At 66.5% G+C, this 10,814-nt stretch carries 12 protein-coding genes; 3 read left to right on the top strand and 9 right to left on the bottom strand.

Annotated features, from left to right (window positions below; translation table 11 throughout):
- Positions 1 to 16: 16 nt before the first annotated feature.
- Positions 17 to 382 carry a response regulator gene (locus AC1ROK_RS25445; RefSeq protein ID WP_492852165.1) on the bottom strand — a complete coding sequence of 122 codons (366 nt, stop codon included), beginning with the start codon at positions 380 to 382 and terminating at the stop codon, positions 17 to 19.
- Entirely contained in the window at positions 379 to 3,057 is a 2,679-nt protein-coding gene (locus tag AC1ROK_RS25440) for a PAS domain-containing protein (RefSeq protein ID WP_492852163.1), read from the bottom strand. The genes AC1ROK_RS25445 and AC1ROK_RS25440 overlap by 4 nt, the downstream gene beginning before the upstream one ends.
- Before the next feature lie 272 nt (positions 3,058 to 3,329).
- On the opposite strand from AC1ROK_RS25440, the gene AC1ROK_RS25435 reads away from it, so the two are divergent.
- Both AC1ROK_RS25435 and AC1ROK_RS25430 read left to right on the top strand, forming a co-directional pair.
- Positions 3,330 to 4,277, top strand: coding sequence for a diacylglycerol/lipid kinase family protein (locus AC1ROK_RS25435; protein WP_492852161.1), 948 nt, complete (start codon positions 3,330 to 3,332; stop codon positions 4,275 to 4,277).
- A gap of 3 nt (positions 4,278 to 4,280) precedes the next feature.
- Positions 4,281 to 5,108: a metallophosphoesterase family protein gene (locus tag AC1ROK_RS25430; RefSeq protein WP_492852159.1), complete on the top strand. Its 828-nt coding sequence runs from the start codon at positions 4,281 to 4,283 to the stop codon at positions 5,106 to 5,108.
- A gap of 19 nt (positions 5,109 to 5,127) precedes the next feature.
- Here AC1ROK_RS25430 and AC1ROK_RS25425 read toward each other — a convergent pair whose 3' ends face one another.
- From AC1ROK_RS25425 to AC1ROK_RS25415, 3 genes are read right to left on the bottom strand one after another with little or no spacing between them, the layout of a single operon-like run.
- Positions 5,128 to 5,364: a hypothetical protein gene (locus AC1ROK_RS25425; RefSeq protein WP_492852157.1), complete on the bottom strand. Its 237-nt coding sequence runs from the start codon at positions 5,362 to 5,364 to the stop codon at positions 5,128 to 5,130.
- The gene (locus AC1ROK_RS25420; protein ID WP_492852156.1) at positions 5,364 to 5,759 is read right to left on the bottom strand and encodes a hypothetical protein; all 396 of its coding nucleotides are present in this window, start codon (positions 5,757 to 5,759) and stop codon (positions 5,364 to 5,366) included. Before AC1ROK_RS25420 ends, AC1ROK_RS25425 begins: the two co-directional genes overlap by 1 nt.
- An 11-nt stretch (positions 5,760 to 5,770) precedes the next feature.
- Positions 5,771 to 6,505, bottom strand: coding sequence for a lysozyme family protein (locus AC1ROK_RS25415; protein ID WP_492852154.1), 735 nt, complete (start codon positions 6,503 to 6,505; stop codon positions 5,771 to 5,773).
- Positions 6,506 to 6,801: 296 nt separating this feature from the next.
- On the opposite strand from AC1ROK_RS25415, the gene AC1ROK_RS25410 reads away from it, so the two are divergent.
- Entirely contained in the window at positions 6,802 to 7,770 is a 969-nt protein-coding gene (locus tag AC1ROK_RS25410; protein ID WP_492852152.1) for a glycosyltransferase family 8 protein, read from the top strand.
- On the opposite strand, the gene AC1ROK_RS25405 is transcribed toward AC1ROK_RS25410, so the two are convergent.
- From AC1ROK_RS25405 to AC1ROK_RS25390, 4 genes are read right to left on the bottom strand one after another with little or no spacing between them, the layout of a single operon-like run.
- Positions 7,732 to 8,592, bottom strand: coding sequence for a LamG domain-containing protein (locus AC1ROK_RS25405; RefSeq protein ID WP_492852150.1), 861 nt, complete (start codon positions 8,590 to 8,592; stop codon positions 7,732 to 7,734). The genes AC1ROK_RS25410 and AC1ROK_RS25405 overlap by 39 nt on opposite strands.
- Positions 8,589 to 9,020, bottom strand: a complete 432-nt coding sequence (locus tag AC1ROK_RS25400; protein ID WP_492852148.1) for a hypothetical protein — start codon at positions 9,018 to 9,020, stop codon at positions 8,589 to 8,591. The genes AC1ROK_RS25405 and AC1ROK_RS25400 overlap by 4 nt, the downstream gene beginning before the upstream one ends.
- A complete protein-coding gene (locus AC1ROK_RS25395) occupies positions 9,017 to 10,474 on the bottom strand; it encodes a hypothetical protein (protein WP_492852146.1) in 1,458 nt (485 codons plus the stop codon). Before AC1ROK_RS25395 ends, AC1ROK_RS25400 begins: the two co-directional genes overlap by 4 nt.
- Positions 10,471 to 10,809 (bottom strand): hypothetical protein, encoded by a 339-nt coding sequence (locus tag AC1ROK_RS25390; protein ID WP_492852144.1) that lies wholly within the window; start codon positions 10,807 to 10,809, stop codon positions 10,471 to 10,473. The genes AC1ROK_RS25395 and AC1ROK_RS25390 overlap by 4 nt, the downstream gene beginning before the upstream one ends.
- Positions 10,810 to 10,814 lie beyond the last annotated feature (5 nt).

Here is a 10,814-nt window from a genome sequence, read left to right as displayed (position 1 = left end):
GCCGACAGTTCTCCTGCTACCCCCCGAGGCGGCGAAACACCTCTGATATCGCGTGCGACGTATATGGTTTTGGGATGAATGCCCCGTCCGGCAGTGCCGAAGGTGCTGGGCGGCCCTTGCCGGAGGTGACGATGATCTTGACGGGTGGCCAGCGGTGCCGCACCGCCGCGGCGAGCGCCAGTCCATCCATGGTGCCCGGCATGTCGACATCGGTGAACAGCAGGCGGATCTCAGCGTTGGCCTCCAGTGCGCGTAGCGCCTCGGCGGCGTTGCGGGCCTCCACCACGTCAAAGCCCTGATCCCGCAGCTCGTCGGCGATGGAGTAGAGCAGCAACGCTTCGTCCTCGACCACCAACACGGTGGTATGGTGCATTGTCGTCATGGGGCAGCTCCCGCATCGTGTGGTTCGAGCGGTGCGCTCAACGTCACGATCAGACCCTCGGGGGCGTAGGCCACGTCGACTTCGCCACCAAAATCGGAAGCCAGCACGCGCTTGATCAGCAGCGAGCCGAAGCCACGCCGGGTCGGCGGGGTAACGGGCGGGCCGCCGGTTTCGCGCCATGTCCAGGTGAGCGTTCGCTCGCCGCGCTCGTTCCTCTCCACCGCCCAGTCGATCGATACGCGGCCGGTGTCGTTGGAGAGCGCGCCATATTTCAGCGCATTGGTGCCCAGTTCGTTGACGGCCAGCGCCATCGACAGGGCCATCTTGGGCGACAGGGCGAAGCTGGGGCCGCTGAGGGCAATGCGCTCCGACGGCAGATGGGCGGTGGCCGCCGCGATGACAGCCTGCATCGGCGCATCGGTCCAGTTGCGGCCGAGCAGGGCATCATGCGCAGTGCCCAAGGCCCCGAGCCGTTGGATCAGCGCCTCCTTGCCGGCTTCGAGCGTGGTGTCGCGCAGCGTCTGGGTGGCCAGCGCCGACACCATGGCGAGCATGTTCTTGATCCGGTGCGACAGCTCGTGCGTCAGCATTTCCTGGCGCGAGCGGGCTTCCTTCTGCTCGGTGATATCCTGCACTACGCCGAACATGGTCTGCGGCTTGCCGGTCTCGTCATGGATGAACTCCATGTGCCGGCTGAGCCAGCGTAACTCGCCGGTGTCGGGTCGGCGGATGCGGTACTCGACATTGGGCGCCGCGGTCCCCGTTCGCCGCGTCTCGTCGTTGGAGCGGACCTCCTTATCCTCGGGCACGACGATGCTTTCGAACAGGCTGACATGCGCCTTGTCGCGCTGTTCGAGGCCCCACAGCTCCCAAAACTTTTCCGAGCCCTGGATGGTGCCGGTCGCGATATCGACCTCGAGCGAGGCGATGCCGGCGGCATGCTGGCTCAGCCGGAACCGCTGCTCGCTGCGGCGCAACTGCTCCTCGATGCGGCGGCGCTCGGTCACGTCGATCACCACGCCGATCGCCCGGCCGGAGCTCAAGGTCGAGCCCGGCGTCAGCTGCGAGCGGATCAGCAGCCACTTCTCGGTGCCATCGGGCCAGAGATGCTTCAACTCGACCTCGAGATCGAGATCGCCGCGCGCCACGGCGGCGGCGCTGATCGCCGCCACCCGCTCGGCCTCGCCGGGCGCATAGCGTGACTGGTATTCTGCTAGCGTCGGGGTGGCATCCTCGGGGAAGCCATAGAGCCGGTTAAGGGCCGGCGACGGCGTAATCTCCAGGGCGCCGATATCGAGCTCCCAGATCGCCAGTTGCCCGGCTTCGATGGCGAGCCGCAGCCGCGCCTCGCTCTCGGCCAGCCGGGTGAGCGTCGCCTTCTCGTCATCGATATCGGTGTTGGTGCCGATCCATTTGGTGATCGCGCCCTTGGCGTTGCGCAGCGGCACCGCCCTCGCCAGGTACCAGCGGTAGCTGCCATCGGCGCCGCGTACCCGGAACTGCACTTCGTAAGGGGTGCCGTGCCTGAGCGCCGCGGACCAGCGCCTGCCGGCCTCGGGCAGGTCGTCGGGGTGGATGATGCGGGTCCAGTTATCGCCGTCGAGCTCGCCTTCACTGCGGCCGCTATAGCGATAGACGCCGGAATTGAACCAGTCGAGCTTGCCGTCGGGCCGGGAGCTCCAGACATGGTTGGGCATGGCCTCGGCGAATACGCGGAATTGCGCCTCGGCTTCACGCTGCCGGGCGTCGGCGCGCAACAGGCGGAAGGTGCCCCAGGCGATCAGCACCAAGGCGAGAAGCGCCGGGATGACCAGCGCCAGCACACCTGTGGTGGCCGCCCAGTACGAGGCGAGGGCGTTGTCGGTGCTGATCGAGGCGAGCGCGACGAGGTTGGTGCCGGGGACGCGGCGATAGCCGACGACGCGATGCACGCCGTCGGTGGGGGAGACGGCGTCATAGGTCCCGTTGGGCGCCTGAGGCAGATAGGTGGTGAAGAGGATGTACTTGCTGAGGTCCTGCGGCCCGGGCGGCAGCGGGTAGCGCGAGACCAGTTGCCCGTCGTCGCGCAGCAGCCCCACGGTCGACTGCCGGTCGAGATGCAGCGACCGCCAGACGTCCTCGAGCAGTTCGGAGTTGAACGAGATGATGGCGGCACCGGCGAACTGGCCATTGCGCTCGATGCGCTTGCTGATGGTGAAGATCTGCTCGCTGTTCAGCCGGCTGACCAGCAGCGCAGAGACGTGGAACGGCTCACCGGCGGCGACCGCCGCGAAATACTCCCGATCGCGCACATCGATCGGCCTGAACTGTTCGTCGGTGGTGAGGCTCGTGGTGCCTGCGGCATCCACCACATAGATCCTGGGCTGCCCGGGCAGGGTGGAGATTGCCTGCTTGAGCTGGTCGGCAGCACCGGGTGGTGGCGTCGAAATTTCCGGGCCGAGCGTGTCGTCGACTCTGAGCAGCGTCTGCCGCGCCGTCTCGAAGGCCCATTTGACGTTGGCCGAGACCACCTGCGAGGACGAGGCGGCGTGGTCGTGCGCGGCGCGCCTCGTGTCGAAATAGCTCGCTGTCAGCAGGTAGCCGGTGCCCCCGATCAAGACCAGCAGCAAGGCGACGATCGCCCCCACAGCCACCACATGCGGGCGCAGCTTCATCGAAGCTGTACGGTCTGCCATGTCAGAAATGCCCCCTGGCGCAACGCGCAAGGGCAGAAATGTCGAACCGGAGATTAAGTTCCACGACCAATGATTATGGCGTCAGCACCGCCGCCACGCTCGGCTCAGGCGCTTCGTCTGGCAGACGTGACGGCTTCACCGCTGGGGCAGCGCGGAGACAGCCGCGTTGTAAGCTGTGCGGGAGAACCCCGATTGTCTCCCCGGGTCATCGGAACGGATGTGGTCTCGCTTCGTTGAGGACGATGGAGCCAGTGCTCCACCAGGAACCCCGGGTGCTGCAGACGAAGTTTCATATCGTGCTCAACGCCAATTCGGGCGGAGCCACTCGGCTCGGCGTTACTGCCGAGCGCCTGCACGGGCTGTTCGCCGAGCGGGGGATTGCCGTCAGTGTCGATGCCGATTCAAGCCGGCCGTTCGCCGAACGGCTGCAGACTGCGCGGAACAGCCCCGCCGAGATACTACTCTCGGCCGGCGGCGATGGCACGGTCACCGCCCTGGCCGAGGTTGCGATCGCCACGGGGCGCAACCTCGCCGTGCTGCCATTGGGGACTGCCAATCTCCTTGCCCGCGACCTCGCCATACCGACCACTCTCGAGGCCTGGTTCGAGGCGCTCGACAGCATGGTGTCGCGCAAGATCGATGTGGGCGAGGTGAACGGGCAGATCTTTCTCCACAAGGTGGTAATCGGGGCGGTCCCCGGTATCGCCGCCGCGCGGGAAAAGCTGCGCGGTCACGATGGGCTTGTCGCCCGGATCGCGTTCCTCGGACACCTCATTCGACGCCTGTCGCGGCTTCGGCGCTTTGCCGCGGAGATCACGCCCCGTTCTGGCGAGCCGCGGATCGAACGGGTGCAGTCGATAGCGGTTGCCAATAACGATTATGGCGAGGGGCTGGGCCAGGTGTTTCACCGGCCGCGTCTCGATGAGGGAATCTTGAGCCTCTATGTGTTGCGGCACCTGCGCTTGCGTGACGCGCTGCGCCTCGCGACCGAAATGGTGCTCGGCTCATGGCGAAACGACGAAGTGCTCGAAGTGGAGAGCGTCCGCGCCGTGGTGGTGAGGACCCGGCATCCGCTGATCCGGGCGATGCTCGACGGCGAAGTGGTCAGCCTGCAGGGCCCGTTGCGCTTCCGCACCTTGCCGCTGGCGCTGTCGGTGCTGGCGCCGCCCGTCGCCGACGCCACGCCGCTGTCGGCCGAGTCCGAGCCGGAGGCCAGTTGAACCATGCGCATCTGCCACCTCTCTGATCTCCACTTCGGTCGCCACGATACGCGTCTTGCCGAAGGCCTGGCCGATGATCTCGCGGCGCAGCGCCCCGACATCGTGGTGGTCAGCGGCGATTTCACCCAGCTCGGCTCCGAGGGCGAGTTTCGCGCCGCCCGGGCGTTTCTCGATACGCTCGAAGCGCCGGTGTTTGCCGTGCCCGGCAATCACGACGTGCCTGCCGTGAACCTCATGCGCCGCTTCCTCGACCCCTATGGCCTCTACCGGCGCTATATCCACACCGAGCTCGAGCCGTTTGTCGAAGTCGGCGGCGTCGCCATTGCGGGGCTCAAGACCTCGAGGCGGTTGCGCGCCGGGCTGAACTGGGCGCACGGCGCGATCAATCGCGGGCAGCTTCGCCGGTTGGCGGCGCGGTTCGACACGGCCTCGCCCGACGCCCTCAGGGTAGTGGTGGCGCACCACCCGCTGATGCAGCCCGAAACGGCGGGCGAAAAGCCGATGCGGCTGGTGAAGCGGGCTGACCTGGCGCTCGAGACCTTCTCGGATCTGGGCGTGCGGCTGGTCCTCTCGGGGCACTTCCACCTCTCGTATGTGCGCAAGCACGAGCGGCCAGGCAGCGTGGCCGAAGGCGCCCCACAGGGCCTGCGCCAGGCTGCCAACGCACCGATCCTTGTGGCGCAGGCGTCGTCGACGATTTCCACCCGGTTGCGCGGAGAGCCCAATGGCTACAACCTCATCGATATCGAAAACGGCCGCATCTCGGTGACGGTGCGCGACTGGAGCAGCGACCAGTGGGTGACGCGGGAAACGGCATCGGGCCTGACCTGAGTGGCCTGGCGCGCTGGGCTCATCTGCCCGCTTCGACAATCCGCTCGAGCCGCGTCACCCGGTCGGACACCGCGGCGAGCTGTGCGCCCTGCCGCACCTGTTCGACCAGTGTCGCGGTGGCTGTCTCCAGCGTCCGCTCCACGGCCCGCAGCCGGCCGTCGAAGGTGGCCCAGCCGACCGCCATGGTGACGAGCAGGCCACCGAAGGTGATGATGTGGCCGAGGTTGATGGTGAGGTCTAGACGGAGTGCGGGCATCACCGCCTCCCCAGCTTGAGCTTCAACAGCTTTTCGACCAGCGTCTCAGCGCGTTTGCCGAGCGCGGTGCGGCTCAGCTCCGCGACGCCGGTGGCTTCGCGGTTCGGCATCCTGTCGATCGGCAACTGCTGGCCGTCGATCACCACCTGAGGCCGGACCGTGGCGCGAAACGACTGGACCTGGCTCCAGACCAGCGCAATCAGGCCGGGAACCGACCCCAGCGTGATGCTCTGCCAGTTGCCTTCAACGATCTTGACGATGACGCCCTGAAGCTCGGGCGGCAGAGCGTTGTAGAAGTTGATCACGGCGAGCAAGGCGGCGCCGAGCCAGCCGCCCCAATCGAGGATGCGGCGCAGGAACCAGCCGAGGGCGGCGGAAGAGAGAAACGCGGTCATTTCAAGTGTCCTCAGAAGGGGAGCGGGAGGGTGAAGGCCGCGACCACCAGGCCCACGGCGATGGCGAGCCCGAGGCTGGACCAGCCCAGCGGGCCCCAGCCTTTGCGAGGCGGGAATGGTTCTGGGGTGGGCACTGGATCGGCCGGGAGCGGGGCCGGCGTGGGTTTGGCCGGCGCCGGCGCTCGGGAAAGCTCGGTCAGCACTTCGGCCAGCACGGCTTCGGCACTGGAGGCTCTGGTCAGCGAGGCGTTGATGCCGTCGCCGGCATAGTAGCTTTCGCCGCGCTCCACCGTGCGATGGGCGCCCTGCTGCCGGCTGAGCACGGGAAAGCTCGCCCATTCGCGCGCCAGGCGGTTGCCGAAATCGCGCAACGACAGGGCGTGGGCGGCGAACTGGCTCCAGCCGCGCCGCTGCAGCAAAGCTAGGCCGAAGCGATCCTGCAGCTCGGGCGTAAACGTCGCCGAGAGCGGCACGCCCAGCTCGGCGATGAGGCTGAGAAGGGTCGGCCGGATGATCTGGTAGCGCCCGGCGGCGCCGCTCGGCGCCTTGAGATTGCGCACCCAGCGCCTCTGCTCGACCAGCAGCTCCTCGAGCGTCATCTCGGTGATCGGCTTCGGCAGGGTGCCGGGCTTTTCGTTGCGATAACCGATGATCGTTTCGTAGGCGGCTTGGCCCTGGCGGTTGGTTTCGAGGCCGGCGATGAAGTCGAGCAGCATCGCCGCCCCGCGGGGGACGTTGGGGTTCATGGCAGTCTCCGATGTTGACGTGATGGTTCGCGCTGCACGACCTTGCGGAGCGTTAGGGGGCCGCAGCGGTGAGGATCATGAGAGCGAGCGTCGATCGGCTCTCAGCCGGCGTGATCGAAGCCGGGAGGCTTTCGCCGGGCCGCCAGTTCCGCCCGCGGAACTGAGGCGACTGGTCGAGATCGACATCGCGATGCCGGCCAGATAAGAGCGAGGGGCCTGGTTGGCCGCTTACAGCGTGGCAGCCTGTTCTTCATGGGCAAAAGTCGCTAGACGTGGCTGCTGAAGGAGGGCCGTCCGTGTCCAGGATTGATGTCGCTTTCGCTGTCGATCGGGGAAATCTCGACCATCTTGCCGTGGTCGCTAGATCCATTCTGTCTAGCGCTGACCCGTCTACCGATGTGCGCTTTCACATTCTCTATGATGGCCCCGGACAAGAAGCTGAAGCGCTGGTCAAGGCGTGGGGCCTGACGACAACACCGAATGTGCTGGGCATCTCAAACCCCTACGCCGGGTCCAAGCCGGGTGGGCATCTCACCAGCGCGGCTTACCTCCGACTGCAGTTGCCGGAAACCCTGAACGACCTTGATCGCGTCATCTACCTAGACGCAGATATCATCGTTCACCGCGACCTGAGCGCGCTCTATGAAGCAGATCTGGGCGGCGCCGCTGCTGGCGGTGTGCTTGACATGGTCTTCTATAGTCGCCTCGGTCGGGAAGTTGCCGAAGGGCGGTCAACGCTGGCCGACTATTTGGTATCGCTCGGGCTGGACCCCAGCACCCCTGAGTACGTCAATTCGGGGGTCCTCGTACTCGACCTGAAGCAACTGCGCGAGATGGACTTCTCGAATGCCGCACTCGCAGCCTTTGAAAGCAGGCATTTCGAGTATGGGGATCAGTGTATGATCAACTGTGTGCTGGCGGGTCGGATGGCTCTCCTTGACCCGCGCTGGAACGCCACTGCCCAGAATCATGCCCACCCCAGTCGATGGCGTTTCCTACCACCCGCTCTCAAACGGGATGCACTCGCGCAGAGGGCGTCCTATTGGGTGACGCACTACACCGGCCCGAGGAAGCCATGGTCCAGCGCAACCGTTTGGAGAGGCGGGGCCTGGTGGGCGACCGCTCTAGGGACGGGGCATCGGTGGCCCGAGCCAACCCGAGCCCTCTCCTCTGTCGAGCAAAGGCGAGCAACGCGACTGCGACGGGTGGGGCAGTTGCTGGCCGCCTTATGGACCATACGGAGTGGTCGGAGGCGTGAAGTTTGAGGTCCAGCGCGCCACGCCCTTGGAAATCCTGATCTCATCCATCCAGCCATCGAAGTAGGTGGCGTTGTTCACACCCAAGTCCGCTCGCCCAATTTCGACGCCTTGTCCATTTGAGTTGAAGCTGGTGCTGCCGACGGCCGTAGTCCCAACTAAGGTGCCGTTCCTAAACATGTATGCGGATGTGCCGTTTCGCACGACCGCGTAGTGAGTCCAAAGGCCGTTGGTGATAGCGGCGTTGTCGCCCACTCCTAGCGAATTGTTTAGCTGGCAGTATAGCGTTGCGCTGAAGAAGATGAGCTTCCAGGTTCCCGCGCCATTTCGGGTGGTGAAGAGCGCGTCGTACTCTGCTGGCGTCGAGTTGGGCCGCACCCAAAGATCGATGTTGAACGGGCCCGTGCCGAAGTCCCAACTAGAGGCGGCGGCGTACTTCAGGTAGTCGCCACTGCCATCCAGCTTCAGCGAACCGCCGCCAAACCTTGACTGTGAGGTGTCGACTTGAGCATTTCCGAAAACCGAGACACTGTTTGATGCCGCCGAACTGTCCGGAAATGACGTCGACCCGTTCGTGCCGTCTGCGTGCAGGAGGAGAACAGTGTATCCGTCGTTCCCCTCCAGTCGGCCGCCAGCAATGACCGGTACCATCCCCGGCAACATCGCGTCCGCTCTGCCCTGCCGAAGCAGCTCCGTCTGGACAGCTCTACGCTCAGCCCGGCCGATCTGGACCGGGAAATGCCGCTGCGGATCAACCTCAGGCCGAATGATCGCCGGGCGCTTGGCGGCCCAGTGATCGGGCAGGATCAGTGGTGGCGGCTGGTCGATCATGCGTCTGCTCCCGCGCCGAGTAGGTGCTTGAGATCCGCAACGCTGAGCCCAAGTGCCGCCAGCTTCTCGGCCGGCGTCGGATCCGCCGGCGGCGGCGGGATGTCTTCGAGCGCCCACTCTTCGACAATCTCGCCCTTGCGCTCGACATAGCGCGGCGCGCCGACACGCCGCTTGGCGTCCGGCACATCCTCCACCATGGCGCGCCGGAGCCCGTAAGCCTGCAGTTCGTCTGCGCCCCATAGCCCTTCCGCCACCAGCTGCTCGACCTTGCCCAGGTCGAGCGTTTCGGCGACCGGGTAGGGCTCGCACGGCATCTCCGTCCGCCGGCCATCGTGATAGGTGACGGTGCAGGTCGCCACCCTGCGCGCGAGGGTCTGCACGCCGTGGATCGGTGTCCAGGCGCCGTCGACCTGGTGAACGAGGGTCATGCGGCTCTCCTTATGATGGCGGTGACGTAGGTTCGGCTCGCCCGGATGACGTAGGCGATGCCCAGTTCCTGCGCCGTGGTGATGGAGTAGGGGCCCGTCTCGACGCCATCGCAGAGCAGCCAGGCGGCGTTGAGCGTCAGGACCCGGGTGGAAGTGATGGCGCCGAACCAAAGGATGCCGGCCTGCCCGGTCTTGAGGTTGGTCGGGGCCGACAGGCTCTGGTTGCCGTTGAGCCCCAGAACAGCATTGGAAGCGCCGCCGAAGTTGAAGCCGGCAGCGAAATCCACGGCGATGTTGGCGCCATCGGTGAGCACCGCGAGGCCTGCCGCCGCCCAGACCTGGTCGACGACCAGCGCGCGCGCGGTATCGGTGCCGGTGCGATACTCGGCCGCCGTCGCAAACTCCGAAATCCCCTTCGCAACGGTCGTTGCATCAGGGTGGTTCGCCGCCGGCAGTACGCCGGTGACCGCCGCCGCCTGGCCGAGGTTCAACGCCCCATAGAGCGGGTCGGTCGCGCCGGCCTGCAGCACCTGGTACTGGCTGCCCTTGGCGAGACGCGTCGGGACGCTGGCGCCGCGCACGAGGATGTCGCCCTGCGTGGTCAGCACGCTCGACGGGATGGCGCCGCTGATGCGGCTATCATCGCCCGCCGCCACCGTGCCCGCCGCAGTCCCGACATTGCGCGAGGCCGCGTTGCCGAGCAGCACGCCGCTGTCCTTGATGAGCTTGCCGCTCGTGCCGTCGAACAGGGCGACCCGGCTGTCGAGCGCGCTCGCCGGCCCGCTGACATTGCCGGCCGCGGCGACAACCGGGTTGGCCGGGTCGGTGTTGTCGACAGTGATGTTGGCGCCGGCGACCACCGAGGCGAGGATGCCAGGGGCGCCGCGCGGCAGGCCGAAATTGAGCACCGCGGCGCCCGGCGTGCCGACATTGACGACGCTGGCCGGAGCCCCCGGCGCCAGCGTGGTGACGGAGCCCACCGCGACGGTCGCTGCTGCGCCCTGCGGGATATCGAAATCGAAGATGGCGTCGTTGGGCGAGCCGACATTTGTCACCTCAGCCGGGTCGGCGGGGCCGACCGTGGTCACCGTGCCCACGGCAATGGTGGCGGCGTTGCCCTGGATGCCCTGGATGCCGGCGGGGATGCCGAAGTTCAGCACCATGTCCTTGATGGTGCCGACATTGGCGATTGTGGCGGGGGAGCCTGGCGGCAGGGTGGTGACGCTGCCGACGGTGACGGTGGTGTCGAGGTCGTCGATGGCGATCAGGTCCTGCCAGTCCTGCCCCAGATAGCGCCACTGCACCATGGCGCCGGTGTTCCGGAGCTCGATCTGCATCGGCAGCAGCGCCGGGGTGACTCGCAGCCGCACTTTTGGTGGCGGCACCGGCTTGGCGCGCACCGCGATCTCGGGCTGCGCCTTGATCCTGAGCCGTGGGGTGATGGTGTCGCTCATCGGCCGAACCCGCCTCCGACAAACGCCAGGCTGCCCGTGAACAGCTGCGTGGTGCCGGTGCCGTTGCTCATCCGGCAGCCCACCTTGTAGGTGTTGCGGATGTCGAGCGCCCTGAGCTCGGGGACGCTGAAGCGCCACTGGATGGTGCCCGGCTCGGGGATCTCGATGCTGTTGTCGGCGGTGGTGGCGAACAGCCGGCGGGCGCCGTGTTCGCTCACCTCGAGCTCGAACAGCACGCCCGATGTGGCGAGCGGCAGGTTGGTGGCGTCGTCGATCAGGTCCACCCGTTGCGCCCAGTCGGCATCGTCGTTGGCAAAGAACTGCAACTCGTACATGGCGG

The sequence above is a fragment of the Devosia sp. GW821-FHT12F11 genome (assembly GCF_058806655.1).
The sequence above is the reverse complement of the archived record's forward strand: the minus strand, read 5'-3'. Positions and strand labels throughout refer to the sequence as shown.

Coding starts and splice junctions, on each gene's coding strand:
- AC1ROK_RS25445 (WP_492852165.1), bottom strand. CDS start 382: ATGACGACAATGCACCATACCACCGTGTTGGTGGTCGAGGACGAAGCG.
- AC1ROK_RS25440 (WP_492852163.1), bottom strand. CDS start 3,057: ATGGCAGACCGTACAGCTTCGATGAAGCTGCGCCCGCATGTGGTGGCT.
- AC1ROK_RS25430 (WP_492852159.1), top strand. CDS start 4,281: ATGCGCATCTGCCACCTCTCTGATCTCCACTTCGGTCGCCACGATACG.
- AC1ROK_RS25425 (WP_492852157.1), bottom strand. CDS start 5,364: ATGCCCGCACTCCGTCTAGACCTCACCATCAACCTCGGCCACATCATC.
- AC1ROK_RS25420 (WP_492852156.1), bottom strand. CDS start 5,759: ATGACCGCGTTTCTCTCTTCCGCCGCCCTCGGCTGGTTCCTGCGCCGC.
- AC1ROK_RS25415 (WP_492852154.1), bottom strand. CDS start 6,505: ATGAACCCCAACGTCCCCCGCGGGGCGGCGATGCTGCTCGACTTCATC.
- AC1ROK_RS25405 (WP_492852150.1), bottom strand. CDS start 8,592: ATGATCGACCAGCCGCCACCACTGATCCTGCCCGATCACTGGGCCGCC.
- AC1ROK_RS25400 (WP_492852148.1), bottom strand. CDS start 9,020: ATGACCCTCGTTCACCAGGTCGACGGCGCCTGGACACCGATCCACGGC.
- AC1ROK_RS25395 (WP_492852146.1), bottom strand. CDS start 10,474: ATGAGCGACACCATCACCCCACGGCTCAGGATCAAGGCGCAGCCCGAG.
- AC1ROK_RS25390 (WP_492852144.1), bottom strand. CDS start 10,809: ATGTACGAGTTGCAGTTCTTTGCCAACGACGATGCCGACTGGGCGCAA.